Below are 26,509 nucleotides of genomic sequence, written 5' to 3'. Positions count from 1 at the left end.
GACCGGCGTTGATTTCATCTAATGCAAACCTTTGTTTTTTGGTAACGAATTGCTTCACGTAAGTTCTAGAGCTCGCCCATCAAACATACCTTTTTTACAAAAGGGGGCAGATGAATGAAGAAATCCTGGATCCAATTTATTGTGTTTATCATGATCTTAGGCGTAGCAGCAGGTTCACTTCAGAACCCCTACACATCAATGTATTTAAGTGATTTGAAAGAACAAGCTACCTTGAACGTGAATGGAAGTCCACTATATGACGAGATTGCTGATGCGAAGGAAAGCATAGATATACCTCCAATTAATGCTGTAATTGATCGTGTTTGGAAAGGAATTCCAGGCTATAATGGTCTGATAATTGATGCAGAAGCTTCCTATGAAAAAATGAAGGGGAAGGCGTTTGATGAGAATCTACTTGTAAAAAAAGAAGTGAAGCCTGATGTTCAGTTAAATGATCTTGAGCCCACTGCAGTCTATAAGGGTAATCCTAAGAAGCCGATGGTCGCCTTTATGATAAACGTCGCTTGGGGAGAGGAATATTTACCTGATATGTTGCAACAGCTTAAGAAATATAGTGTTCATGCTACTTTTTTTCTTGATGGCTCATGGGCGAAGAAAAACCCTGATATCGTTCGTATGCTTGATGAAGAAGGACATGAAATCGGAAATCACGCCTATTCTCATCCTGATTTGAAACAGCTAAGCGACGCCGCTATCCGTAAAGAGCTTGAAGATACAAATCAAGTTATTGAAGCAACAATTGATAAACAACCTGTCGTTTTCGCACCACCAAGCGGAAGCTACGCGAATAACGCCGTTCAAATTGCTGATCAGCTTGGAATGCAAACAGTGCTCTGGTCTGTTGATACCGTGGACTGGAAAAAACCTGCACCACAAGTACTGACAGAGAGGGTGCTCCAAAATGTACACGCGGGTGCTCTTATACTCATGCATCCAACAGAACCGACAGAAAAAAGTCTTGAAGCGTTAATTCGCGGCGTAGAAAAGAGAGGATACCAGCTTGGGACAGTTTCACAAGTGTTAGATTCTAAACGACTTGAGAAAAGATGATAAAATTGTGTCCTTTCTTCATTAATGATATAGTGTTTTTGGAGTATGACGAAACATAATGGCTCGATACAGGAGGAACAGGTTTGATAAATAAAGTAACTTGTAAAAATGGTGTCAGAGTAGTACTAGAAAATATTCCAACAGTCCGTTCAGTTGCTATCGGAATTTGGATTGGAACTGGTTCTCGTTTTGAACCGAAAGAATTAAATGGCGTTTCACATTTCCTTGAACATATGTTTTTTAAAGGAACGGATAAGCGCAGTGCAAAAGATATTGCGGAATCCTTTGATAGCATTGGCGGTCAAGTTAATGCGTTTACATCAAAAGAGTACACGTGTTACTATGCAAAAGTTCTTGATGAGCACGCAGATTATGCTCTTGATGTATTAACTGATATGTTTTTCCATTCAACATTTGAAGCTGGAGAGCTTGCGAAAGAAAAGAATGTTGTACACGAAGAAATCAAAATGTATGAAGATACGCCAGATGATATTGTCCATGACATGCTGAGTCAGGCAAGTTATGGGGATCATGAGCTTGCGATGCCGATCCTTGGAACAGAAGAGACGTTAAAAGGATTCTCAGGTGACACGCTTCGTGATTACATGCAAACTCATTACACACCGGATAATATTGTGGTTTCGATTGCAGGAAATATTGATGAATCGTTCATGCATAAAGTAGAGAATGCATTTGAACACTGGGAAACTCCTGCTGGAAAACCTGAAGTACTCGCTCCGAAATTTCATTCAGGACAGATCGCTCGCCAGAAGGAAACGGAGCAAGCCCATTTATGTCTTGGGTACGCTGGACTTCCGTTTGGTACAGATGATATTTATAGTCTCATTGTGATGAACAATGTGCTCGGTGGAAGCATGAGCAGTCGTCTTTTCCAGGATGTTCGTGAAGATCAAGGACTTGCTTACTCAGTCTTTTCTTATCATTCTGCTTATCAGGATAGCGGGTTATTAACGATCTATGCAGGTACAGCTCAAAACCAGCTGGATCGCTTATATGAGACTATCCAGAAGACTTTAACGGAATTTAAGCGTGATGGCATTACAACGAAAGAGTTGAAGAATTGCAAAGAGCAGCTAAAAGGTAACTTGATGCTCAGTCTTGAAAGTACAAACAGCCGTATGAGCCGAAATGGTAAGAATGAATTGCTATTAAACCAACATCGTTCACTCGATGACATTATTACGAATATTGAGAGCGTTAATCATGAGAACGTAAACAGTATGATCCATTCGATGTTTACTGATGAATTTTCATGCTCGCTTATTAGTCCAAACGGTCAATTACCAGGTGGTATGAAATCCTAAGGACGCTTACCCGTCGAATTATAAGGCGGGTTTTTTCATGTCTTCCTTTAATAAACTACTCATAGACTATGGTATATAACGTGAACGTATTATTAGATAGTGGTTTACGATAGGACTTTCATCAATTTGTTTAAAGGGGGACATATGATGAGATTAAGTCAGCTTAGCGGTAAGGAGCTTATCGATATAGAAAAAGGGCGGAAGCTTGGTGTGCTTGGGCAAACTGATCTATTGTTTGATGAGAAAACAGGGTTATTAAAAGAATTGATCATTCCGAAATCGTCGTGGATGGGGTTAAAACGCAAAGAACAAGAAATTACGATTCCATGGGAGCATATAGAAACGATTGGAAGAGATATGATCATTTTGCAAAATCATCAAAAGGGTTAAAACTGGTACACCTCTTGATTCACCAAGCGGGCATACACCACATAGAATGTTGAGAAATTACAATAATCCCCGTAGTAAGACGTGGAAAAGGAAAGGGGAGGAACGATGCTAACGAATCAACATATCGCTGTTATTGGCGGTGATGCCCGCCAGCTTGAAATTATTCGAAAGTTAACCGAATTGAATGCCGATTTATATTTAATCGGATTCGATCAGCTTGATCATGGCTTTACAGGTGCAACGAAATGCACATTGGATGAAGTGAAGCTAACGACCCTTGATGCAATTGTCCTTCCAGTCAGTGGAACAACGATCGAAGGAGAAGTTGAAACGATCTTCTCAAATGAAAAAGTAGTGTTAACAGCAGATCAACTTAAACAAACGCCAGCCCATTGTACGGTATATAGCGGAATCAGTAACAGCTGTCTAAATGAGATGGTGGCTGAAGCATCTAGAACGTTAGTTCGCTTATTCGAACGAGATGATGTGGCCATTTATAATTCTATTCCGACTGTTGAAGGTACTGTTATGATGGTTATTCAGCATACGGATATTACCATTCATCAATCAAATATTGCGGTTCTAGGTCTTGATCGAGTCGGGATGTCAGTTGCCAGAACATTTAATGCATTAGGGGCAAATGTTAGTGTTGGGGCTAGAAAACCAGAGCATATCGCGAGAATTGCGGAGATGGGATTAAAACCGTTTCATTTATCTGATCTCGTGAACCAAGTATCCCATTTAGATGTATGTATTAATACAATCCCAGCACAAATCGTCACATCTCAAGTTATTGCTAAAATGCCGTCTCATACGCTCGTGATTGACCTTGCTTCTAAGCCCGGAGGTACTGATTTTCGATACGCCGAAAAAAGAGGAATTAAAGCTCTTCTTGCGCCAGGCCTGCCTGGTATTGTGGCTCCAAAAACGGCCGGAAAAATCATCGCTAATGTTCTGACACAGCTGTTAATTGAGCGGTCTCAGAATGGAAAGGAGAACACTCCATGAGTTTGAAAGGTATGCACATTGGTTTTGGATTAACTGGTTCCCACTGTACGTATGATGCGGTCGTTCCACAAATAGAAGAACTTGTTCAACTAGGTGCTAAGGTGACGCCATTTGTTTCACATACGGTCATGAATACAAATACTCGCTTTGGCGATGGAGAAAACTGGATCGCTCGTATTGAGGAAATAACAGGTAATGAAGCAGTTAATTCGATCGTAAAGGCTGAGCCATTTGGTCCCAAAACACCACTTGATTGTATGGTTATCGCTCCAATAACAGGGAATTCTATTAGTAAATTTGCGAATGCGATGACAGAGTCTCCTGTATTGATGGGGGCAAAAGCAACTTTGCGTAATGAAAAACCAGTTGTGTTAGGCATTTCTACTAACGATGGGCTAGGATTAAATGGTACAAATATCTTAAGATTAATGTCGACGAAGAATATTTATTTCATTCCATTTGGTCAAGATGATCCAGTTAAAAAACCAAATTCACTCGTTGCACGGATGCCATCTTTAAGGGAAACTGTTGAAAAAGCACTTCTTGGCAGACAGCTTCAGCCGGTTTTAATCGAGAGGTATTTGGATTAGCCAATTGATTTATCTTTCTTTAAGATAGGTTTATGATAGAATAGAGAATAAAATCACCAGGAATGGGGAGAAACCTCGGTTTCTCCTTCTGTTGTGATGGATTTTGAATGGAATATGGGAGGAGAATAAGTCATGAGCGGGAAAAAATATCATGTAGCAGTAGTTGGAGCAACAGGCGCAGTCGGACAACAAATGATCAAAACACTAGAGGAAAGAGATTTTCCGATATCGACCTTAACGCTCCTTTCATCATCACGTTCTGCTGGTAAAAAAGTAACGTTTAAGGGTCAGGAAGTAACGGTGAAAGAAGCCACTCCTGAAGCATTTGAAGGGGTTCAGCTTGCGTTATTTAGCGCTGGTGGCAGTGTATCAAAAGCTCTTGCTCCAGAAGCAGTTAAACACGGAGCGATTGTTGTAGATAACACAAGTGCATTCCGTATGGATCCAGAAGTACCTCTTGTTGTACCAGAAGTGAACGAAGGGGATTTGAATGATCACAAAGGGATTATTGCGAATCCAAACTGCTCAACCATTCAAATGGTCGCAGCTCTTGAGCCGCTGAAACAAACATATGGCCTTACTAAAATTATTGTTTCTACTTATCAAGCTGTTTCAGGTGCAGGTGCAAATGCGGTTACTGAAATGAAAGAGCAGTCTAAAGCGGTGCTAAATGGTGAGGACTACGAGCCACAAATTTTGCCTGTTAAAGGTGATAAACAGCACTATCCGATCGCTTTCAATGCCATCCCACAAATCGATGTATTTGAAGACAACGGATTTACTTATGAAGAAATGAAAATGATAAATGAAACGAAGAAAATCATGCATGATGCAGAGCTTCATGTTGCAGCTACTTGTGTGCGACTACCAATTGAAACAGGTCATGCTGAATCAGTCTATGTTGAAATTGGTCATGATGATGTAACAGTAGAAGATATGAAAGAACTATTGAGTAACGCACCAGGTGTAACGCTCAAAGACGACCCTGCAAACCAGGTTTATCCGATGCCCGTTGATGCTGTTGGGAAATCGGACGTTTTTGTCGGTCGTATTCGAAAAGATCTAAATCAAAAAAATGGCTTCCATATGTGGATTGTCTCTGATAATCTACTGAAGGGGGCAGCGTGGAATTCTGTTCAAATTGCTGAAAGCCTTGCAGCCCTAAATATATTGAAATAGACATAAGAAGGTGTTCTAAATGAAAGTCATCGTGCAGAAGTTTGGCGGTACTTCATTGAAAAGTGAAGACGGCAGACTGAGAGCTGTAAACCATATTAAAGATGCAGTGAGCGATGGATATAAAGTTGTCGTCGTCGTTTCAGCAATGGGTCGTAAAGGTGATCCATACGCGACTGACACTCTTCTTGGCCTCATTGGTGATCGAGAACGGAAGGTCACTTCAAGAGAATATGATCTACTTGTATCTTGTGGTGAGAGTATTTCTTCTGTCATATTCTCAAATCTCCTCTTAGGCGAAGGATTGAGAGCCACAGCTTACACCGGAGGTCAGGCAGGTTTCATGACAACGGCTGAGCATAGCAAAGCAAGAATTCTTGAAATGAAGTCAGAAAGACTACTGGAAGAGCTGAAAATGATGGATGTTGTCGTTGTGACAGGCTTCCAGGGCGTCACAAAAGACGGCGATGTAACGACTCTTGGTCGAGGTGGAAGCGATACGTCAGCAGCTGCGCTTGGTGCTGCCCTTTCAGCTGAATGGGTAGACATCTTTACGGATGTAGAAGGTATTATGACAGCTGATCCAAGAATTGTTGAGAAAGCACGTCCTCTCTCCATCGTGACATATAACGAAGTTTGTAATATGGCTTATCAAGGTGCGAAGGTTATTCACCCTCGCGCAGTTGAAATTGCTATGCAGGCGAAGATACCGCTCCGAATTAGGTCAACTTATTCTTCTTCGACAGGTACGCTCGTCACGTCTGCTACAGGAAAAACGACTGGTGAACAGGTGATAGATCGTTTAATTACGGGTATAGCTCATGTAAACGGCGTAACCCAAATTAAAGTGTATGCGAAAGAAGGACAATATGATCTTCAGTCACGCGTTTTTAAAGCTATGGCGCGTGAGGGGATCAGCGTTGATTTCATCAACATCAGCTTAACGGGTGTTGTTTATACGGTTATGGAGGAAATGACCGACAGAGCCGTTGCAACGCTAAATGAAATGGGCTACGAGCCTGAAGTCATCGAGAATTGTGCGAAAGTATCTGCAGTTGGAGCTGGAATGAGTGGTGTTCCTGGCGTAACAGCAAAGATTGTGGAATCACTTGCGCGAGAAAACATTGATATTTTACAGTCAGCTGATTCTCATACAACGATTTGGGTTCTTGTGAGACAGACTGACCTTTCAGCAGCAGTTAATGCGCTGCACGAAACGTTTTATCTTCATCTGGAGCCGGGGCAAGAAATGGAACAGATGATGGATCAGCTTTAAGTGATAGGCAAGGAGTGAAAGAAATGAATTTTGGAAAAGTACTAACCGCAATGGTCACCCCTTTCGATCGCAAAGGGTACGTGGATTTTGCGAAGACAGAGCAATTGGTCAACTATTTAATTAATAATGGAACAGAAGGTCTTGTTGTAGCGGGTACAACTGGCGAATCGCCAACGCTTTCTTCAGAAGAAAAAGTGGCGCTCTTTAAGCATTCTGTTAAAATCGCTGATGGCCGCGTACCGATTATTGCAGGAACAGGCAGTAATAACACGCACGCATCGATCGAGTTAACAAAAAAGGCAGAAGCTGCAGGCGTGGATGCGATTATGATCGTAGCCCCTTATTACAGCAAGCCTGGTCAAAAAGGTCTTTATGAGCATTTCAAAGCGATCGCAGAATCAACAAAGCTTCCAGTAATGATTTATAACATTCCTGGTCGTTCTGTTGTGAATATGACGGCAGACACAATTGTTGAGCTTTCTAAGATCAACAACATTGTTTCTGTTAAAGAAGCAAGTGGAGATCTTGACCAAATTACAGATATTATTACGCGCACAGAAGAGTCTTTCTCTGTTTATAGTGGAGATGACGGCTTAACTTTACCGATTCTTTCTATCGGTGGTGATGGCGTTATTTCTGTTGCGTCACACGTTCTTGGGAATGAAATGCAACAGATGATCTCAGCTTATCAATCTGGGGAAGTTAAGGAAGCGGCAGCGATTCATCAAAAAATCCAGCCAATTATGAATGAGCTCTTTAAAGCACCAAGCCCATCCCCTGTTAAAACAGCTCTTCAGCTAAAGGGTATGGATGTAGGAAGTGTACGTCTACCGATGATTCCTCTAACAGCAGAGGAGCGCTCATCACTAGCCGCTGCGCTTAATAAATAATGTTAGAACGGATGCTTATGCATCCGTTTTTTTTGCACGGATATTTTTTTGAAAAGTAAGCACTTTTAAGTTCGTTTTTTTCAGACTATCTCATGAATGGTAAAATCGCCTCTCGTTCATACTACTAGTACCAGAGTAAGGAAGGGGTACCAGTATGAACAGTGAATATCGCAATGAAAACCCAGGTCAGGATCCTGAACCTAAAAAAGACGACCAATCAAAATCTTCGCTAGTTGATAAAATTCAGCAGCTTGGCCAAACAAACGTGCCAACGATGGATCAATCTAATATTCATTGTTTAACTATTATCGGACAAATTGAAGGACATGTGCAGCTGCCACCACAAAATAAAACAACAAAATATGAGCATCTTATCCCACAAATTGTGGCAATCGAACAAAACCCTAAGATTGAAGGTGTGCTGATCCTTCTTAATACAGTAGGGGGAGACGTAGAAGCAGGACTTGCTATATCTGAAATGATTGCTTCCCTTTCGAAACCTTCTGTTTCGATTGTCCTTGGTGGTGGACATTCAATTGGAGTGCCAATAGCGGTTGCTGCAAATTATTCGTTTGTCGCAGAAACGGCAACAATGACGATTCATCCTGTTCGACTAACAGGTCTTGTTATCGGCGTGCCGCAAACGTTTGAATATCTCGATAAAATGCAGGAGCGAGTTGTTAGTTTTGTGACAAGGCACTCAAATATTACAGAAGATAAGTTTAAAGAGCTTATGTTTTCAAGAGGAAATTTAACGAGAGATATCGGAACAAACGTAGTGGGTGAAGATGCCGTGAGCTATGGTTTGATCGATGAAGTTGGGGCTGTTGGTCCAGCAATGAAGAAGCTAAATGAATTAATGGAGGAATATAAGGGAGAGCAGGAAGGAGATCTTGTCCAATGATTCTTTATACCATCCTACCAAATGAAGCAGTATTCCCTTCTGATCAGAGTGTTTATGAGCAGCAGAAGATCATCGAATGGAACGGAGTCCAACTTCTTGTCGAGCGAACGTCTCTGACAGAGTGTAGGGTAGTGCAGGTACTTAGCACAGATCCCATGGACTATCTCAATGATGCAACACAGCCTGGTCAAATGTTAACGCTATCCACTTCTCCACTGAAATAGAGCCTATAGGACCACGGGAAGATGTGGTATACTAGGAATAGATTGGTGAACAAAAAGCAGCCTGAAATGGCTGCTTTTTTTCACCAGCTATGGCTTGTATAGAGGTGAGATAATGGCAAAACGAAAAAGAAAAAAGACAACAAAAAAACAGGCCGCCTGGCAATCCCAAGTCAAAGTTGAATTTATCGGTTTAACGGTTCTGGCTTTTACCGTTTTAGGTGTTTTGAAAATGGGAGTAGTTGGACGAGCGATTTACCATATGTTTCGCTTTTTTGCAGGCGAATGGTATGGACTAATTATCGCAGGCCTTGTGATATTCGCAGGTTATTTAATTGTGAAGAGGAAGCTCCCAGCCTTTTGGACAAGAAGATTAGCAGGATTTTATTTACTAGGCATTTCATTTCTGTTATTAAGTCACGTCGGCTTGTTTGAAACACTTTCTCGTCAGGGCCAATGGGATAGTCCATCGGTTATTGCTAATACATATGAACTCTTCCGAATGGACGTTAGCGATCCATCAGAAACTAGCCCGCTTGGCGGGGGCATGATCGGTGCGCTTCTCTTCGCCTTTTGCTACAGACTTTTTGATGCAACAGGAACGCAGCTAATGGCCTTTCTATTGATTTTACTATCTTTTGTCTTGATTACGGGTAAATCGTTTAGTGATGTACTAGGTAAAGCCCTTGCTTGGATTAAAGGTTTTGTATTAAACACATATGATGAAGCGAAATCACTTCTATCAGAAAGTAAAAATTCAAGAAGAGAAAAGAGAGAACAGCGGGCTGCATTAAGAGAACAAGAAGCATCCATGGAGCCTGAGGAAACGTATGACGTCTCTCAAACAAGTAAGGATGAATCAGAAGAAGAGGCGCCATTTGAGCCTGAGATTCGAACCTTTACTGAAAGTGCATATCCAACACAGTCAGAAACGCCTGTGGAGAAAGAGACAGAAGAAAGTAAAGATGGTGAACCTGTTAAGGAAGCAGCAGATGGAACCCCAATTCAGTCGCTAACAGTTGGCGAGCTAGAAAACAAAGATTATCGTCTTCCATCTTTATCTTTACTGCAGCCTCCAAAGAAGGTGTCGCAGGATAATGAACGTCAGCAAATTTCCGCAAACGCTCGTAAATTAGAAAAGACGTTTGAGAGCTTTGGTGTAAAAGCCAAAGTAATGAAGGTTCATCTTGGTCCAGCGGTAACGAAATATGAGGTATATCCTGATACAGGTGTGAAAGTAAGTAAAATTGTAAACTTAACAGATGACCTGGCACTAGCTCTTGCTGCACGGGACCTACGTATTGAAGCACCGATCCCAGGTAAATCTGCGATAGGGATCGAAGTACCGAATTCTGAAGTCGCGATGGTTACATTGAGGGAAGTATTGGAATCAAAAGAATACCAATCGCACGAATCGAAAGTATCTATTGGTTTCGGAAGAGATATTTCAGGTGAAGCAGTTGTTTCCGATTTATCTAAGATGCCCCATCTACTAGTTGCAGGAGCAACAGGAAGCGGTAAAAGTGTGTGTATCAACGGTATTATTGCAAGCATTATGATGAAGGCCAAGCCTCATGAAGTTAAAATGATGATGATTGATCCTAAGATGGTTGAACTTAACGTATACAATGGTATACCTCATCTTCTAGCACCAGTCGTAACGGATCCGAAGAAAGCTTCACAGGCTTTGAAAAAGGTTGTGAGTGAAATGGAGCGTCGTTATGAGCTATTCTCACATACTGGTACGCGGAATATCGAAGGGTATAACAATCATATTAAGCGTCATAATGAAACGTCAGAGGCGAAGCAGCCTTCACTACCGTATATTGTTGTTATTGTGGATGAGCTAGCTGATTTAATGATGGTAGCGTCAAGCGATGTAGAGGATGCGATTACAAGACTCGCACAGATGGCACGAGCAGCGGGAATACATTTAATCATTGCGACACAGCGTCCGTCAGTTGACGTTATCACAGGGGTGATTAAAGCTAATATTCCATCCCGTATTGCCTTTAGCGTTTCGTCCATGACAGACTCAAGAACAATTCTTGATATGGGTGGAGCAGAGAAATTGCTAGGTAAAGGGGATATGCTATTCCTTCCTGTAGGGGCGAATAAACCCAAACGAGTTCAGGGTGCCTTCTTATCTGATGAGGAAGTAGAAGAACTCGTTGACTTTGTCATTGCCCAGCAAAAAGCTCAGTATCAGGAAGAAATGATACCAACAGATAAGCCTGAGGAAGCTCAGCCGGAAGTAGATGATGATTTATATGATGACGCTGTTCAATTGATAACCGAGATGCAAACAGCTTCGGTATCAATGCTACAACGACGATTTCGAATAGGTTACACCCGAGCAGCAAGATTAATCGATGCTATGGAAGCTCGAGGCGTCGTAGGACCTTATGAGGGCAGTAAACCTCGTGAAGTTCTCGTTAGTAAAGGGGAAGAAGCACAATCCAGTTAAGGGTTGTGCTTCTTTTTTATGTGTTTTTATCCTAGTGACGACAAATCGGAATGAGAAAAACGAAAAGAATTGGCCATTTGTGTTAGAAATTCTATCATTTTAAATATTGGTAATCGGGCTTTTTTTCAAAAAACTATTCCTTTATCTCCTTGAAAATGGTATAGTTATTGTCGAAATATGACTATTTTTTCAAAAATATTTCATGCGTGTTTCAGAGCCGTTTCTCATGCATATTATTTTTTATTGGGCAATGAAAACGCGACCAAACAAAGCATAGCTCGATAGAGAGAAGAGAGAGCGGGCGGCGTTTAAAAAACATTAGGGGGATTAAGATGAAGAAGAAGTACGGATTTATGTTGTCAGCTGTATTAGCTGCAGGTACGCTTTTGTCAGCTTGTGGAACGGGAGATACGAATAATGAAAGTTCTGGCGGCGGAGGCAGTGAAGGCGAAAGCAGCGACTTTAAAGTTGCGATGGTAACTGATACAGGCGGTGTGGATGATAAATCATTTAACCAATCTGCTTGGGAAGGTCTTCAGCAGTTTGGAAAAGATAATGGACTTGAGAAAGACAAAGGTTTTAAATATGTTCAGTCAACTGCAGCAAGTGACTATCAACCAAACCTTTCAGGCTTAATTCGTGAAGATTATAATTTGATCTTCGGAATTGGATTCCTTATGCAACAAGATATTCAAACAATTGCAACACAAAAGCCAGATTCTCAGCTTGCTCTTGTTGATAGTGTAGCTGTAACGGAAGATGGCGAGCCAATGGAGAACGTAGCAAGTATTACTTTCAAAGAGCACCAGGGTTCATTCTTAGTAGGAGTTATCGCTGGAATGCAATCTGAAACTGACAAAGTTGGTTTTATCGGTGGAGTTGATTCTGAATTAATCAAGAAGTTTGAGAGTGGATTTAAAGCCGGAGTGAAATCCGTTAATCCTGATGCTGAGATATTCACACAATATGCGGATGATTTCAACGCAGCAGAAGTAGGACAGGCTATTGCAGGTACTCTTTATGATAAAGGCGCGGATATCATTTATCATGCAGCTGGCGGAACAGGAAATGGCGTATTCACTGAAGCGAAGAACCGTGCGAAAAACGGTGAAAAAGTTTGGGTTATCGGTGTTGACCGTGATCAGCATGAAGAAGGAATGCCTGAGAACGTAACGCTAACTTCTATGGTGAAGCGTGTGGATACAGCTGTTATTGAAGTTTCCAAGCAAACAATGGACGGCGACTTTCCAGGAGGAAAAGTTACAGAGTTTGGTCTTGAAGAAGATGGCGTAGGTATTGCTGAATCACAAGAAAATGTATCTGAAGAAGCACTACAAAAAGTAGAAGAGTATAAAGAGAAAATTCAGAGCGGCGAATTGGAAGTTCCAAGTACTGACGATGAGTACAAAGAATTCGAAAGCTCTCTATAAGAGATCGTCCTTTACGTTTTCTGAGCGTGATGGATTTCTAGAAATCTCACCTACATTATAGCCAAATATGGGACGAAGGCTAGTATTTTCATAGACTAGCCTTTGTTTCATGCTTTGGATAAGGGAGTGGCATCTACATGGAATACGTCATTGAAATGAGAAATATCCGTAAAGAATTTCCTGGGATTGTGGCAAATGACAATATTACGTTACAGCTAAGAAAAGGGGAAATCCATGCCCTTCTTGGTGAAAATGGCGCAGGGAAATCAACCTTGATGAATGTTTTATTTGGGCTTTATCAGCCTGAAAAAGGCGAAATACACGTTCGCGGTAAGAAGGTTAATATTACAGATCCAAATGTAGCGAATGAACTCGGAATTGGAATGGTTCACCAGCACTTTATGCTTGTTGAAAAATTTACCGTAACGGAGAACATTATTCTTGGGAATGAGCCAACTGCTAAAGGTCAGGTTAACCTAAAGCAGGCTGCTAAAGATGTAGAAGCTATTTCAAAGCAATATGGTCTTGCAGTCGATCCAAATGCGAAGATTGAAGAAATATCCGTAGGTATGCAGCAGCGTGTGGAAATTCTAAAAACGCTATACCGTGGAGCAGACATCTTAATTTTTGACGAGCCTACTGCAGTGTTAACTCCTCAGGAGATTAAAGAACTTATCACAATTATGAAAAAGCTGATTTCTGAAGGGAAATCAATCATTCTGATTACACACAAACTGAAAGAAATTATGGAAGTAAGTGATCGTTGTACTGTTATTCGTCGAGGTGTCGGGATCGGTACTGTTGATGTTGCGAATACGAATCAGGATGAATTAGCTTCTATGATGGTCGGACGTGAAGTAAACTTTTCAATTCAGAAAAAGCCTTCAGAGCCTTCTAATGCAACGCTTGAGATCAGTAACCTTGTAGTAGAAGATGCACGTAAAGTACCAGTTGTAAACGGTATGAACTTAACTGTCCGTGCAGGAGAAATTGTCGGGATTGCAGGAGTAGATGGTAATGGACAATCAGAATTAATTGAGTCGATTACAGGATTACGTAAATCAAAATCTGGAAGTATCAAGCTTAGCGGAAAAAACATAACAAATTGGAAACCGCGTCGTGTAACGGAAAGCGGTATTGCTCATATTCCACAGGATAGGCATAAGCATGGGCTTGTGTTAGATTTTTCGATTGGCGAAAATATGGTTCTTCAGACCTATTATAAAAGACCCTTCTCTAGAAATGGCATTTTAAATTTTTCAACCATTATGGATAAGGCCAAATCATTGATTAAAGAGTATGATGTGCGGACTCCAAGTGAGATGACGCCTGCTCGTGCGCTTTCTGGTGGGAACCAGCAGAAGGCCATTATCGCACGTGAAATCGATCGAAGTCCCAATCTATTGATTGCGGCACAGCCTACACGTGGACTTGATGTAGGTGCGATTGGATTTATTCACTCTAAATTAGTAGAAGAACGTGACAATGGTAAAGCAGTTCTTCTTATTTCCTTCGAACTTGAAGAAATTATGAATGTGAGTGACCGTATTGCGGTTATTTATGAAGGGAAAATAGTGGCGATCGTCAAGCCAGAAGAAACAACTGAGCAAGAGCTTGGACTTTTGATGGCTGGTGCAAAGAGCAAAAAGGCTGGTGAGACTTCATGAAGTTATTAAAAGGGAAGTGGTCTGGCATTACAGTGCCGTTGCTTTCAGTAGCACTAGGATTACTCGTTGGCGGTATTATTATGCTTGTTAGTGGATACAACCCGATTGTTGCTTACGCAGCATTGTTTAACGGGATATTCTCCAATACGTATGTAATGGGTGAAACCGTTCGGCAAATGACGCCGCTTATTTTGTCTGGTCTAGCGGTTGCGTTTGCTTTCCGTACAGGGCTGTTTAATATCGGAGTAGAAGGCCAACTTTTAGTTGGGTGGCTTGCATCGGTTTATATTGGTTTACAGTTTGAAGGACTAAGTCCTATTGTTCACATTCCACTCGCTATTTTAGCGGCAGGTCTTGCCGGAGCTCTCTGGGCATTTGTACCTGGTTTCTTGAAAGCAAAATATCATGTACATGAAGTTATTACGACGATCATGATGAACTATGTAGCCCTTCATGTTGTGAACGCGATTATTCGTACGTATTTACTTGCTCCTGGCGAGCGAACGGATCAAATTAATGCATCGGCTTCGTTGCAATCTCCGTTTCTAGAATCGATTACGGATTTTTCACGTCTCCATTATGGTTTTGTAGTGGCGATTATCGGAGCAATTATTATGTGGTTCCTTCTTTGGAAAACAACGACAGGGTACGAACTTCGCTCGGTTGGATTTAATAAATATGCTTCAGAATATGCAGGAATTAATGTTCAACGCAACATTGTCCTTTCTATGGTTATCTCCGGGGCTTTTGCAGGAGCGGCTGGGGCAATGGAAGGGCTTGGCACATACGGCTATATGACCGTTATGGCTGACTTTACAGGAGTTGGATTTGACGGAATCGCAGTTGCGCTTCTTGGTGCAAATGGTGCACTAGGTGTTGTTCTTGCTTCAGCGTTATTTGGCGGACTGAAAATTGGAGCTCTCAACATGCAGTCTGTGGCACAGGTACCAACACAGTTAGTTGAAATCGTGATTGCGATGATTATTTTCTTTGTCGCATCCAGTTACTTGATTCACTGGATCAGCAACAGGGTGAGCAAAAGGGGGAAAATTTAATGGATTTTATGCAGATTCTTCAGCTCATTATTCCTGCCGCTATTTTTTCAGCAGCTCCCCTGATTTTCACTGCTCTTGGTGGAGTATTCAGTGAACGGTCAGGTGTTGTTAACATTGGACTAGAAGGCTTAATGTTAATGGGGGCTTTCACGGGTGCGTTATTTACAATTCTAGGCGAACAGTGGGGAATGGGGGTAGCTTCACCTTGGTTTTCACTTGTTGTAGCGATTATCGTTGGAATGCTGTTCTCCTTGCTTCACGCTGTTGCAAGTATTTCGCTTAAAGCTGATCAGGTTGTAAGTGGTGTAGCCCTTAACTTCCTAGCTGCTGGTCTTGCAATCTTCCTTGTGAAGAAAATCTTTGACGCTGGTCAAACTCCAATTATTCAGGAACGTATTTATAAAACGGATGTGCCTTTCTTAAGTGACATTCCGTTTATTGGACCATTGTTTTTCTCAAGTGCGTATTATACGTCATACATTGCGATCGTGCTAGCATTCGTCGTATGGTGGGTTCTCTATAAAACGCCGTTTGGTCTTCGTCTTCGCTCTGTTGGGGAGCACCCGATGGCTGCTGATACGATGGGAATCAACGTGACAAAAATGCGCTATGTAGCGGTTATGCTAAGTGGTGGGTTTGCTGGTCTTGGTGGTGCAGTTTATGCGACATCGATTGCCGGTAACTTTAGCCACGCAACGATTTCTGGACAAGGTTTTATGGCACTTGCTGCTATGATCTTTGGGAAGTGGCATCCGCTTGGCGCAATGGGAGCAGCCCTTTTCTTCGGTCTTGCTCAGTCGCTCAGTATTACTGGACAGCAGATTCCTGGTTTAAAAGAAATTCCAGAAGTTTATCTTCTAATCTCTCCTTATGTTTTAACTATTCTTGCCCTTGTAGGTCTAGTTGGACGAGCGGATGCGCCAAAAGCGATTGGCGAGCCGTATGAGAAAGGAAAGCGATAACGTCGGGGCGAAGCTCTTCGTGAAAACGGAGAGCTTTTTCGTATGAGTAGTTTTTTGGGGGGGAGATGGTTCTAGGATTTTAATCTTTGTTTTTAAGCGTTCCTAGCTGCATCGCCCAGCCTCTCGATCGCTTCAGCCAAAAAAATGAACACAAAAAGCGTGTTCTAGTTCAAGAGCTCCAATATCTCCGTTTCTAAACGCTCGTCTTCGCTTTTCGGGTCTAGCTGCAGTGAGCAGACACTTGGTCACTTCGCCCTATAACTCGAACACAAAGACCGTGTTCAATTTATAGGGCTCCAGTGCCTGTCGTGTCTAACCGCTCACTTCCGCTTTTCTTGATCCAGCTACGACTCGCAGAAACTGCGATATTTCACTCTTTCACCAGAACACAAAAAGCGTGTTCTAGTTCAAGAGCTCCAATATCTCCGTTTCTAAACGCTCGTCTTCGCTTTTCGTGTCTAGCTGCAGTGAGCAGGGTCTCGATCGCTTCACCCTTTCATCCGAACACAAAGACCGTGTTCAAATGAAAGGCCTCCAGCGCTTGTCGACCCTAACCGCTCACTTCCGTTTTTCTTTTAAAAAGTACTAATTGCTTACACTATTACACATACTATGGTATAAAGGGGGTAAGTTTCAGTTTCCTCTGATGGTAGTTAATGGATTTTAAAAAGGAGTGAGGTCAATGGCTATTATCCCTCATGAGAAAACCTCGTGCGGCGGTTTGACGCTACATAGGATACAAACGGATAAATATAAAACAACAACGGTAGTGGTTCAATTTAAGGCGCGTTTGACTGAAGAGACGGTAACGGAGAGGGCTCTTTTGCCTCATGTGTTGCAAAGCGGGACGGAGAATTATCCTTCGTCTAAAGCAGTGAGGACTGAGCTTGAGAAGCTTTATGGTGCAACGCTTGGTGTGGATCTTGCTAAGAAGGGCGATTTTCATATTATGACGTTCCGGATGGATTTTGCGAATGAGAAGTTCCTTTCGGAAGATGAACCTTTGTTCAAAAAAGCTCTTTCTCTCCTTTCAGAAGTAATCATGAATCCAAAAACGGATGGAACTAGCTTTGATTCTTCTATTGTGGATAAAGAAAAGCGTACGATGAAACAACGCATTCAGTCTATTTATGATGATAAGATGCGTTTTGCTAATATGAGACTTACGCAAGAAATGTTTCCAAACGAAGCGTTTGGACTTCATGTATATGGGGAGAAAGAAGAAGTCGATCGTGTAACGGCTAAATCTCTTTATGATTTCTACAAAAAAGTGTGTGCTGAAGATGAGATTGATCTTTATTTAGTTGGCAATTTAGAGGGAGTTCATGCTGAAGAGGTCGTTAAGGAACTATTTCCTTTTAAAGAACGGACCGATCGTGGCTCTGAGGCGACACAAAAAGCGTCACTTGATGTAGAAGAGAAAGAAATTTTAGAAACACAGGAAATTAAGCAAGGAAAGCTTCACATGGGCTTTCGTTCAGGCGTTGGGTATGCTGACGATGAATATTTTGCTCTTCAAGTGTTTAACGGTATGTTTGGTGGTTTCTCGCATTCTAAGCTGTTCCGAAACGTGCGTGAGAAAGAAAGTCTCGCTTATTATGCAGCTTCACGTTATGAAAGCCACAAAGGTTTAATTATCGTGATGTCAGGAATTGAATTTAAAAACTATAAGAAAACGGTTGATATCATTAAAGAACAGCTTACAGCGATGGGAAATGGCGAATTTAACGAAGAAGAAATGAAGCAAACGAAAACAATGATTCGTAATCAGCTGCTTGAAACCGTCGATGATGCGAAGGGCATGGTGGAACTTCTTTACCATGGTGTGGTTTCTCAAAAGCTACGCACCATTGAGGAGTGGCTCGACGGAGTCGAAGCTGTAACCAAAGAGGACATTTTAGCAGTTGCGGATAAGGTTAAGCTTGATACCGTTTATTTCTTAAAAGGCGAGGAGGCTTAATCATGAAAACTATTCCATTTAACCAACTACAAGAGACTCTTTACCACCAAACGATGGACAACGGACTTGATGTGTATGTCCTTCCGAAAAAAAGGTTTTAACAAAACTTATGCAACGTTTACGACAAAATATGGTTCGGTTGATAATCATTTCGTACCATTAAACGGTTCGGAGAATGTTCAAGTTCCCGATGGCATTGCTCACTTCCTTGAGCACAAAATGTTTGAGAAGGAAGATCGGGATGTGTTTCAAGATTTTAGTAAACAGGGTGCCTCATCAAATGCCTTTACGTCGTTTACACGCACGGCCTACTTGTTTTCAACAACACAGAACGTGATGCAAAACCTTGAAACACTTGTTAATTTTGTTCAAGATCCGTACTTTAGTGACCAAAGTGTTGAAAAGGAAAAGGGGATTATCGGTCAGGAAATTGAAATGTATAATGACAATTCCGACTGGCGCGCGTATTTTGGTGTGATTGAAAATATGTTCCACCATCATCCTGTTAAAATTGATATTGCTGGGACGATCGAATCCATCGCCAAAATCACGAAAGAATCTTTATATACGTGCTATGAAACATTCTATCATCCATCAAATATGGTGCTATTCGTTGTTGGTGCCGTGGAACCGAATGAAATCATGTCCTTTGTAGAGAAAAATCAGGCGGCGAAATCTTACAAAGATCAGCCACCGATTGAACGATTTTTTGATGAGGAACCTCAAAAGGTGGCAGAGAAGAAGAAAGTTCTTCCGATGTCTGTACAAGTGGCGAAGTGCCTCGTTGGATTTAAAGAACCAAATCCAGGGCGTCAGGGAGAGGATCTTCTGAAGCACGAGCTTTCCATTAATCTTGCGCTTGATTTGATGTTCGGACAGAGCTCGGAGAATTACGAGAAGCTTTATAATGAAGGACTTATTGATCAGAGCTTTTCGTATGATTTTACAGAAGAAGAGAAATTCGGTTTCTCCATCTTAGGAAGCAATACAAGCTCACCAGATGAGCTAGCAGATCGTTTGTTTTCAATGATTCAATCGTTTAAGAATGAGTCAGTTGATACGGATCAGCTCGAGCGAATCCGTAAGAAAAAGATCGGTAGTTTCTTACGAGCATTAAATTCTCCAGAATTTATTGCGAATCAATTCACACGCTATCGCTTTAATGACATGGATCTATTTGAAGTTGTTCCAATGCTTGAGTCAATTACAGCGAAAGACATTGAAGAGGCGGTTAAGGGACACTTTGCTGAAGAATCATTTACAGTGTGTCAGGTCGTTCCAAAATCCTAGAAAGCACCCAACTGGGTGCTTTTTCACTGATCTTTAAATTAAAAATTAGTGATGAGATGAGTTTAAAGAAAGGGAGATACTTAGTGAAAGATGTTTTAATAACCGGGGCGAGCGGCGGGATTGGTAAGGCCATTGCTGCTGCATATATTCATAAAGGGGAGCGGGTATACGCTCATTTTCACAAAAATGAACGTTCTATTCTTGAATTAAAGGCAGCATATCCGGAGGCGAATCTATTTGCAGTACAGGCGGATTTAGCTAGTAAGGATGGAGCGCGTCACTTAACAGAGCAAGTACAGGGCATCGACACCCTTATTCTAAACGCTGGCAACAGTTTTTTTGGCTTATTGACCGATATGTCGGATATAGAAATTGAAGCGATGATTCAGCTGCAATTAACCTCGTCCATTAAGCTTGCAAAGCACTATATCAATGAAATGGTTCGAAAGAAAAGCGGTTCAATTATTGTAGTTTCTTCTGTATTTGGATTAACAGGCGCATCATGTGAAGTTGTCTACTCCTCTGTTAAAGGCGGACTAAATGCGTTTGTAAAGGGTCTTGCGAAAGAGTTAGGTCCAAGCGGAATACGAGTGAACGCTGTGGCACCAGGCTTTATTGCAACGAAAATGAATGCCCGTTTGACAGGAGAGGACGAACAATTGTTAATCGATGACATTCCAATGGGACGACCTGGACAACCTGAGGAAGTGGCATCGCTTATTACCTTTTTAGATTCCGATCAAGCTTCTTACATAAGCGGTCAAATTATTTCAGTTGATGGTGCCTGGCTGTAAAAAACGATGCATAATGTCCTTTCCTTCGAGACAACATATAGGTGATGACTTGATAAAGGAGGGATATAGATGTCTGTACTAGATAATTTTGATTCGTGGAAAGGGTTCTTGCACGATCGCTTAAATCAGGGCGAACAGCAAGGACTTTCTCAGGAAGTTGTCTCAGATGTTGCTTACCAGATCGGCGGATACCTTGCTGATGGAGTAAAAGCGAAAAATGATCAAGAACAGCTTCTTGCTGACTTATGGCATGTAGCTAGCGAAGAAGAACAGCATGCGATCGCAAATATGATGGTTAAGCTCGTTCAAAACGAAAGATAAATAATTTTTTACAGAAGGAGGGTGTCTAAACACCCTTCTTTTTCTATGAAATGGAACAAATGATGTAAGAAAAGTAAATAAAATCCCGATTCATCTCTTTTAACCTTTATGAAAATCATTTATGATTAAAGGAACATAGGAAATTTGTGGCTAAAGGAGTTGGCATATGGAGAAGAAGGAATGGTATCTTGAATATGAAATTCATAAAAACAGACCGGGTCTTCTTGGAGACGTGGCGTCCTTATTAGGAATGCTAGGCATTAACATTATTACGATTAATGGTGTCGATGATATGCGAAGAGGCTTGCTTCTTCTGGTTGATGAAATTCAGCAAATTGAGCGTTTGGAATCTATTTTAAATACAATGGACAATATTACTGTAACAAAGATGCGAGAACCGAAATTGCGAGATCGTCTTGCTGTTCGGCATGGTAGGTACATACAGCGTGATGCGGATGACAAGAAAACGTTTCGTTTTATTCGAGACGAGCTTGGACTACTTGTTGATTTTCTAGCAGAAATTTTTAAACAAGATGGTCATAAGCTTGTTGGAATAAGAGGGATGCCGCGTGTTGGCAAAACTGAGTCGATCGTTGCTTCAAGTGTTTGTGCGAACAAGCGTTGGGTGTTTTTATCTTCAACGATGTTGAAACAAACGGTTCGAACGCAAGTCGCTGACGATGAACTTAACAGTGATCATATCTTTTTAATTGATGGGATTGTATCTGCGAGACGAGCATCTGAACGGCATTGGCAGGTGCTTCGTGATATTATGAGGCTCCCAGCAACAAAGGTTGTCGAGCATCCTGATATATTTGTTCAAGAAACAGAGTATACGATGAACGATTTTGATTATATAATTGAATTGCGAGACGATCCGGAACAAGAAATTACATATCAGGTAATTGAAAATCAATCTTCTGGATTTTCAAGCTTAGACTTTAACTAATTGGTAGGTGTTTTTCATTGACAGAGCTAGGTCAACGTCTGAAAGAGGCTCGAAGTGATAAGGGATTATCAATCGAGGAAATTCAGTCCATTACAAAGATTCAGAAACGCTATCTTCATGCGATTGAAGAAGGAAATTACGAACTGCTTCCAGGTAATTTTTATACGCGTGCATTTATTAAAAACTATGCGGAAGCAGTTGGCTTTAACGGAGAGGAATTTCTTGAGGAATATGCTTCAGAGATCCCTAAAGCAAGTGCAGATGTGCCGGAGAGTTTACCACCAAGGAAAATGAGAAGGCCATCTCAGCCAAGCAAATCTTCATCAGCTTCTTCCAAATGGTCTTCCGTATTTCCGTCTATACTTGTCATTTTGTTGATAGTAGGCGTGGCAGCATTGATCTGGTATGTCGTCCAAAGCGGTGATCAAACGACAAACCAGAATGCTACAACAAACCAGGCGGAGGAACAAATTTCTAGCGATGAGAACAGCGGCAGTGCACCTGATTCAGATGAAGTGAGCGACTCTGAAAACGATGCATCTTCTGAGAAACCTGAAGAGGAACCGAAAGAAGATGAAGAAAAGGAAAAAGAAGAGCCTGCTGAAGAACCTGAAGAAGAGCCTGCCCCTGAAATGGAAATTAAGAAGGTAGACAGCAGCGCTGATCGTTCTACGTATGAGATTACGAATGCAGAGAAGTTTGAAGTGAAGTTAGAAGCATCAGGCAGTAGTTGGGTCGCTCTAACTGGCGCTAGTGATAAGAAGTACGTATATGAAAGTCTTGCCAAAGGGAAAGACGTGACGGAAGACTTATCAAGTGAAGCTTCAGCAACACTTCGTTTAGGGAGTTCGCCAAATGTCGCTGTGTTTGTAAACGGGGAAAAGATTAAGATTCCAAAAGAACCTGTTGTTCAAAATGTGACGTTCAATTTCAAAAAAGCCGAGTAAGTTAAAGGAGTCATCTTGATTAGATGACTCCTTTTCTTACGATTGGTAATGGTGAAGTTTTCCTTTCTGCATGAAAGAAACAGTGTTAGAATAGAATACGATTTAGTGAGGGGAATTGGTACGCATCTTACAGCTAATGAAAACTGTTGAAGAAAGTGGCTACCCCTTATCACATGATCTGATAGGTTAAATGACATTTAGGAGGAACACACTTGAATTTGCCTAATAAAATTACAGTATCACGCATTTTTTTAATTCCTGTATTTCTAATTTTTCTTCTAGCGCCCTTACCGCTTGGTGAAACAGAAATAGCGGGAGCTGTCTTGCTAAATTCCCATTTAGTTGCTACAGCGATCTTTATTTTCGCCTCAGTAACCGATTGGATTGACGGCTACATAGCTAGAAAGCATAACCTTGTCACGAATCTTGGGAAATTCCTGGATCCTCTGGCTGATAAACTGCTCGTTACGTCAGCCTTTGTCTCGCTTGTTGAGCTCGGTGCTGCGCCAGCATGGATTGTTGTCGTTATTCTTAGTCGTGAATTTGCGGTCACAGGGCTTAGGCTAGTTGCTTCTTCAGAAGGAGAAGTACTAGCGGCAAGCAACCTTGGTAAGTTAAAAACATGGATCCAAATTATCGCGATCATTGCTTTGTTAATTGAAAATGTGCCATTCGAAGCGATTGGTTTTCCTTTTGCAACGATTTCGCTATGGGCAGCACTTATTATTACAGTTTATTCTGGGTGGGATTACTTTTCTAAAAATCGTCAGGTACTACTTAAATCACGTTAACACCCTAGGGGAACAGATTAATCTGTTCCCTTTTGAAACCTCTTTAATAAGCGAATAAGCGATCGAATAGGTAAATTTCCCATTGTTTTCAAGGCGCTTCCTTATACGTTAAAGGTAAACCAATGTATAATAGGTGTAGAGAAATTATGAGCTATGGAAACAAGGAAACACCTTGCTTCGGATAGAAGGGATGGTTACAAAATGAATGCAGAAATTATTGGAATCGGTTCAGAGTTACTACTTGGACAAATCGCCAACACAAATGCAAAATTCATCTCAACTCGTTTGGCTGATCTTGGTATTAATGTTTTTTACCATACAGCCGTCGGTGATAACAGTGAACGATTAAAACAAGTTATTGAAGTTGCAGAGTCTCGCTCTGATTTGTTGATTTTCACAGGTGGCCTTGGACCTACTAAAGATGATCTAACGAAAGAGACGATTGCTAGTACTTTAAATAAAAAATTAGTCTATAACGAAGAAGCAATGGAAAACATCCAGGATTACTATAAAAAAACGGGCGCTCCCATGTCAGAGAATAATCGCAAGCAAGCGCTCGTGTTAGACGGAGCTACAGTACTTCGTAACGACAATGGTATGGCCCCGGGTATGGCTGTTACGGCTAACAACCACACATATATGCTTTTTCCAGGACCACCTAAAGAGCTCTATCCAATGTTCACGAACTATGCTGAACCCTATTTACTTGGTCAGTTGAAGCAAGGTGATACGATTGTATCCCGCGTGCTTCGATTCTTTGGCATTGGAGAGTCAAGGCTTGAAGCAGAGCTAGAAGATCTGATTGATCAGCAAACGAACCCGACGATTGCCCCGCTAGCTGGGGAATGGGAAGTTACGCTTCGATTGACAGCTAAAGCCGACACTAAACAAGAAGCGGATAAGTTAATTGATGAAACAGAAAAATTAATTGATGCACGTGTAGGCTCCTATTTATATGGCTATGGAGAGACAACACTCGCAAAAGAAGTCTTCTCACTTCTTAGCGACCGTGATTGGTCTATATCAACAGCAGAAAGCCTTACAGGCGGTATGTTTAGTCAGGAAATAACGGATCTCCCTGGAGCGTCATCACTTTTCTATGGTGGGGTTGTGTGTTACTCTAACGAAGTAAAGCGCGAGATCGGCGTATCAAATGAGACACTAGAAGCATACGGTGCCGTAAGCGAACAATGTGCAATTGAACTCGCTAGAAGCGTAAAAGAGAGATATAAAACCGATGTCGGCATCAGTTTCACAGGTGTTGCAGGTCCAGATCCTAGTGAAGGGAAAGAACCTGGAACAGTGTTTATTGGTGTTGCAGCACCATCTGGTGAGAAAGTGGTCGCCCTCAATCTTGCAGGGAACCGTCATGCCATCCGTAAACGCACTGTGAATCATGGATTGAATACATTATTGAAGTTAGAAAGGTGAATAACGTACGTATGAAGAATTTTGAAGACTTTGCATTGTCAAATGAAGTTAGAAAAGCTGTGCTCGAACTTGGTTTCAAAGAAGCGACCCCGATTCAGGAGAAAGCACTTGAACCAATTTTAGAAGGTAGAGATATGATCGGTCAGGCACAGACCGGTACAGGAAAAACAGCTGCTTTTGGTATTCCTGTTATTGAAAAAGTGAAAAAAATCGGAGGACCTGAAGCCATCATTCTCACACCAACACGTGAGCTTGCTATGCAGGTTGCGACTGAGCTTCAGAAGCTTTCTAAATACAAAGGGTTAAATGTTCTTGCCGTTTACGGTGGGGAGCCAATCTATCATCAAATCCGTGCATTAAAGAGAGGCGTTAACATAGTTGTAGGAACACCAGGACGCATGCTCGATCACTTGAAACGTAAAACACTTCGCACAGATAACGTTCATACAGCTATTTTAGATGAAGCAGATGAAATGCTTGATATGGGCTTTATTGATGATATTGAACTTATTTTCAAGCAGCTGCCGGCTAATCGCCAGTCGCTCTTATTCTCAGCTACAATTCCTGCACCAATCCGTAAGCTCTCCAGCAAATATTTGAAGAATCCACTTACGATTTCCGTTTCTAAAGGAGATATAACAGCGGATACGGTAGAGCAGGTTTATTACAGAACATTTGAAAGTGATAAATTCGATACGCTTTGTCGCGTCATCGAAAGTGAAGACATTCGCCTCGGCATTATTTTTACCAAAACAAAAAAAGGGGCAGCTCAAGTAACAGAGTCATTGAAAAAGCGTGGCTATCGAGCAGAAGAACTTCACGGAGATTTAACGCAACAGCAGCGTTCGAAGGTAATGAATCTCTTTAGAAAATCTCAAGTGAATTTCCTTGTTGCAACAGATATCGCAGCTCGTGGAATTGACGTTGCTCACGTTAGTCACGTGATCAACTATGATATACCTGAGGACCCAGAACGCTATGTTCACCGTATTGGACGTACAGGTCGCGCTGGGAACAAAGGAATTGCGTTAACGCTCGTAACGCCTAAAGACATGCGTTTCCTTCAATCCATTGAATCAAAAATCAAATTGAACCTATCTGCTGAGCCGCTTCAGGATGAAACGGTTGATCTTGATAACATTGTAAAATCTGTTGAAAAGCAGTTGAAAAAGCAAAAGTCTGATTCGACTGCTCGTGAAACAACCGAGCTTCTTTTAGCTAAATATAACGCAGAAGATCTTGTTCAAGCTTTCCTTGAGAACGCCATTCAGCAGAAGCAGAACACGACTCCTTCCGAATATAACTTTGGTGAAACAGGCGGTCAGAATGGAATGGTTCGTTTCTTCTTAAATGTAGGACGTAATATTGATCTTCATCCAAAGAAACTTTTAAGTGAGCTTTCTGTGATGGCTGGCGTTGATACAGAGTCTGTTGGCCGCATTGATATTTTTGAGAAATTCTCATTCTTTGAAGTGCACGAAGACGTTGCACCATTCGTCTATGAAGCGCTTCGAGCTGGCGGTATTGATGGTAAATCAATCCACCTTGAACCAGCTAAACCACAAAAAAGCAGAGTATAAAATAGAACGATCAG

The 26,509-nt window shown here is 41.5% G+C and carries 23 protein-coding genes and 1 pseudogene; all 24 read left to right on the top strand.

Translation table 11 applies throughout. The features are described from left to right. The first annotated feature begins 114 nt into the window (after positions 1-114). Complete coding sequence (locus tag ACIFPW_RS05500; protein WP_430242636.1) at positions 115-1,071, top strand: polysaccharide deacetylase family protein; 957 nt, start codon at positions 115-117, stop codon at positions 1,069-1,071. 83 nt (positions 1,072-1,154) lie between these two features. Next, positions 1,155-2,396: a M16 family metallopeptidase gene (locus ACIFPW_RS05495; RefSeq protein WP_430242634.1), complete on the top strand. Its 1,242-nt coding sequence runs from the start codon at positions 1,155-1,157 to the stop codon at positions 2,394-2,396. Between the two features lie 147 nt (positions 2,397-2,543). Further along, positions 2,544-2,786, top strand: a complete 243-nt coding sequence (locus ACIFPW_RS05490) for a YlmC/YmxH family sporulation protein (RefSeq protein WP_194221437.1) — start codon at positions 2,544-2,546, stop codon at positions 2,784-2,786. A 105-nt stretch (positions 2,787-2,891) separates the two neighbouring features. Beyond that, positions 2,892-3,794 (top strand): dipicolinic acid synthetase subunit A, encoded by a 903-nt coding sequence (gene dpaA / locus ACIFPW_RS05485; RefSeq protein WP_430242632.1) that lies wholly within the window; start codon positions 2,892-2,894, stop codon positions 3,792-3,794. Then, entirely contained in the window at positions 3,791-4,384 is a 594-nt protein-coding gene (locus ACIFPW_RS05480; protein WP_194221439.1) for a dipicolinate synthase subunit B, read from the top strand. The genes dpaA and ACIFPW_RS05480 overlap by 4 nt, the downstream gene beginning before the upstream one ends. 132 nt (positions 4,385-4,516) lie before the next feature. After that, positions 4,517-5,563: an aspartate-semialdehyde dehydrogenase gene (gene asd, locus ACIFPW_RS05475; RefSeq protein ID WP_430242630.1), complete on the top strand. Its 1,047-nt coding sequence runs from the start codon at positions 4,517-4,519 to the stop codon at positions 5,561-5,563. A 19-nt stretch (positions 5,564-5,582) separates the two neighbouring features. Further along, positions 5,583-6,836 (top strand): aspartate kinase, encoded by a 1,254-nt coding sequence (gene dapG / locus ACIFPW_RS05470; protein ID WP_194221441.1) that lies wholly within the window; start codon positions 5,583-5,585, stop codon positions 6,834-6,836. Positions 6,837-6,859: 23 nt separating this feature from the next. Next, positions 6,860-7,726, top strand: a complete 867-nt coding sequence (gene dapA, locus ACIFPW_RS05465; protein WP_430242628.1) for a 4-hydroxy-tetrahydrodipicolinate synthase — start codon at positions 6,860-6,862, stop codon at positions 7,724-7,726. A gap of 154 nt (positions 7,727-7,880) precedes the next feature. Continuing rightward, positions 7,881-8,630 carry a ClpP family protease gene (locus ACIFPW_RS05460; RefSeq protein WP_194221443.1) on the top strand — a complete coding sequence of 250 codons (750 nt, stop codon included), beginning with the start codon at positions 7,881-7,883 and terminating at the stop codon, positions 8,628-8,630. Continuing rightward, positions 8,627-8,854, top strand: coding sequence for a YlzJ-like family protein (locus ACIFPW_RS05455; RefSeq protein WP_430242626.1), 228 nt, complete (start codon positions 8,627-8,629; stop codon positions 8,852-8,854). The genes ACIFPW_RS05460 and ACIFPW_RS05455 overlap by 4 nt, the downstream gene beginning before the upstream one ends. A 112-nt stretch (positions 8,855-8,966) precedes the next feature. Then, the gene (locus tag ACIFPW_RS05450; RefSeq protein WP_430242623.1) at positions 8,967-11,318 is read left to right on the top strand and encodes a DNA translocase FtsK; all 2,352 of its coding nucleotides are present in this window, start codon (positions 8,967-8,969) and stop codon (positions 11,316-11,318) included. Between the two features lie 332 nt (positions 11,319-11,650). Further along, positions 11,651-12,748 (top strand): BMP family lipoprotein, encoded by a 1,098-nt coding sequence (locus tag ACIFPW_RS05445; RefSeq protein WP_430242620.1) that lies wholly within the window; start codon positions 11,651-11,653, stop codon positions 12,746-12,748. A 137-nt stretch (positions 12,749-12,885) separates the two neighbouring features. Next, positions 12,886-14,415 (top strand): ABC transporter ATP-binding protein, encoded by a 1,530-nt coding sequence (locus tag ACIFPW_RS05440; protein ID WP_430242617.1) that lies wholly within the window; start codon positions 12,886-12,888, stop codon positions 14,413-14,415. Next, complete coding sequence (locus ACIFPW_RS05435; protein WP_194221447.1) at positions 14,412-15,470, top strand: ABC transporter permease; 1,059 nt, start codon at positions 14,412-14,414, stop codon at positions 15,468-15,470. The genes ACIFPW_RS05440 and ACIFPW_RS05435 overlap by 4 nt, the downstream gene beginning before the upstream one ends. Beyond that, the gene (locus ACIFPW_RS05430; RefSeq protein ID WP_430242613.1) at positions 15,470-16,432 is read left to right on the top strand and encodes an ABC transporter permease; all 963 of its coding nucleotides are present in this window, start codon (positions 15,470-15,472) and stop codon (positions 16,430-16,432) included. The genes ACIFPW_RS05435 and ACIFPW_RS05430 overlap by 1 nt, the downstream gene beginning before the upstream one ends. Positions 16,433-17,114: 682 nt before the next feature. Further along, positions 17,115-18,392 carry an EF-P 5-aminopentanol modification-associated protein YfmF gene (gene yfmF, locus ACIFPW_RS05425; RefSeq protein ID WP_430242610.1) on the top strand — a complete coding sequence of 426 codons (1,278 nt, stop codon included), beginning with the start codon at positions 17,115-17,117 and terminating at the stop codon, positions 18,390-18,392. Next, positions 18,392-19,682: pseudogene (gene yfmH / locus ACIFPW_RS05420) on the top strand (EF-P 5-aminopentanol modification-associated protein YfmH). The gene yfmF and the pseudogene yfmH overlap by 1 nt, the downstream one beginning before the upstream one ends. 83 nt (positions 19,683-19,765) lie before the next feature. Next, on the top strand, positions 19,766-20,476 hold the full coding sequence (gene ymfI / locus ACIFPW_RS05415; RefSeq protein ID WP_430242607.1) for an elongation factor P 5-aminopentanone reductase: 711 nt from the start codon (positions 19,766-19,768) through the stop codon (positions 20,474-20,476). A 69-nt stretch (positions 20,477-20,545) separates the two neighbouring features. Beyond that, positions 20,546-20,797: a DUF3243 domain-containing protein gene (locus ACIFPW_RS05410; protein ID WP_430242604.1), complete on the top strand. Its 252-nt coding sequence runs from the start codon at positions 20,546-20,548 to the stop codon at positions 20,795-20,797. 166 nt (positions 20,798-20,963) lie between these two features. Continuing rightward, positions 20,964-21,746, top strand: coding sequence for a YmfK family protein (locus ACIFPW_RS05405; protein ID WP_194221453.1), 783 nt, complete (start codon positions 20,964-20,966; stop codon positions 21,744-21,746). A 17-nt stretch (positions 21,747-21,763) separates the two neighbouring features. Next, complete coding sequence (locus tag ACIFPW_RS05400; protein WP_430242600.1) at positions 21,764-22,693, top strand: RodZ domain-containing protein; 930 nt, start codon at positions 21,764-21,766, stop codon at positions 22,691-22,693. Between the two features lie 212 nt (positions 22,694-22,905). After that, the gene (pgsA, locus tag ACIFPW_RS05395; RefSeq protein WP_194221455.1) at positions 22,906-23,484 is read left to right on the top strand and encodes a CDP-diacylglycerol--glycerol-3-phosphate 3-phosphatidyltransferase; all 579 of its coding nucleotides are present in this window, start codon (positions 22,906-22,908) and stop codon (positions 23,482-23,484) included. 201 nt (positions 23,485-23,685) lie between these two features. Next, the gene (locus tag ACIFPW_RS05390; RefSeq protein WP_430242597.1) at positions 23,686-24,915 is read left to right on the top strand and encodes a competence/damage-inducible protein A; all 1,230 of its coding nucleotides are present in this window, start codon (positions 23,686-23,688) and stop codon (positions 24,913-24,915) included. An 11-nt stretch (positions 24,916-24,926) separates the two neighbouring features. Continuing rightward, on the top strand, positions 24,927-26,495 hold the full coding sequence (locus ACIFPW_RS05385; protein ID WP_194221456.1) for a DEAD/DEAH box helicase: 1,569 nt from the start codon (positions 24,927-24,929) through the stop codon (positions 26,493-26,495). The last annotated feature ends 14 nt before the right edge of the window (positions 26,496-26,509 follow it).

The organism is Pseudalkalibacillus sp. NRS-1564, assembly GCF_050467905.1.
Lineage (GTDB): Bacteria > Bacillota > Bacilli > Bacillales > Guptibacillaceae > Guptibacillus > Guptibacillus hwajinpoensis_B.
The sequence above is the reverse complement of the archived record's forward strand: the minus strand, read 5'-3'. Positions and strand labels throughout refer to the sequence as shown.

Bases quoted from the DNA above. Each gene is read 5' to 3' on its own strand.
- ACIFPW_RS05460 (WP_194221443.1), top strand. From the start codon at position 7,881: ATGAACAGTGAATATCGCAATGAAAACCCAGGTCAGGATCCTGAACCT.
- dpaA (WP_430242632.1), top strand. From the start codon at position 2,892: ATGCTAACGAATCAACATATCGCTGTTATTGGCGGTGATGCCCGCCAG.
- ACIFPW_RS05430 (WP_430242613.1), top strand. From the start codon at position 15,470: ATGGATTTTATGCAGATTCTTCAGCTCATTATTCCTGCCGCTATTTTT.
- dapG (WP_194221441.1), top strand. From the start codon at position 5,583: ATGAAAGTCATCGTGCAGAAGTTTGGCGGTACTTCATTGAAAAGTGAA.
- ACIFPW_RS05440 (WP_430242617.1), top strand. From the start codon at position 12,886: ATGGAATACGTCATTGAAATGAGAAATATCCGTAAAGAATTTCCTGGG.
- ACIFPW_RS05490 (WP_194221437.1), top strand. From the start codon at position 2,544: ATGAGATTAAGTCAGCTTAGCGGTAAGGAGCTTATCGATATAGAAAAA.
- dapA (WP_430242628.1), top strand. From the start codon at position 6,860: ATGAATTTTGGAAAAGTACTAACCGCAATGGTCACCCCTTTCGATCGC.
- ACIFPW_RS05405 (WP_194221453.1), top strand. From the start codon at position 20,964: ATGGAGAAGAAGGAATGGTATCTTGAATATGAAATTCATAAAAACAGA.
- ACIFPW_RS05455 (WP_430242626.1), top strand. From the start codon at position 8,627: ATGATTCTTTATACCATCCTACCAAATGAAGCAGTATTCCCTTCTGAT.
- asd (WP_430242630.1), top strand. From the start codon at position 4,517: ATGAGCGGGAAAAAATATCATGTAGCAGTAGTTGGAGCAACAGGCGCA.
- ACIFPW_RS05435 (WP_194221447.1), top strand. From the start codon at position 14,412: ATGAAGTTATTAAAAGGGAAGTGGTCTGGCATTACAGTGCCGTTGCTT.
- ACIFPW_RS05480 (WP_194221439.1), top strand. From the start codon at position 3,791: ATGAGTTTGAAAGGTATGCACATTGGTTTTGGATTAACTGGTTCCCAC.
- ACIFPW_RS05450 (WP_430242623.1), top strand. From the start codon at position 8,967: ATGGCAAAACGAAAAAGAAAAAAGACAACAAAAAAACAGGCCGCCTGG.
- ACIFPW_RS05385 (WP_194221456.1), top strand. From the start codon at position 24,927: ATGAAGAATTTTGAAGACTTTGCATTGTCAAATGAAGTTAGAAAAGCT.
- ACIFPW_RS05445 (WP_430242620.1), top strand. From the start codon at position 11,651: ATGAAGAAGAAGTACGGATTTATGTTGTCAGCTGTATTAGCTGCAGGT.
- ACIFPW_RS05500 (WP_430242636.1), top strand. From the start codon at position 115: ATGAAGAAATCCTGGATCCAATTTATTGTGTTTATCATGATCTTAGGC.
- ACIFPW_RS05410 (WP_430242604.1), top strand. From the start codon at position 20,546: ATGTCTGTACTAGATAATTTTGATTCGTGGAAAGGGTTCTTGCACGAT.
- ACIFPW_RS05390 (WP_430242597.1), top strand. From the start codon at position 23,686: ATGAATGCAGAAATTATTGGAATCGGTTCAGAGTTACTACTTGGACAA.
- yfmF (WP_430242610.1), top strand. From the start codon at position 17,115: ATGGCTATTATCCCTCATGAGAAAACCTCGTGCGGCGGTTTGACGCTA.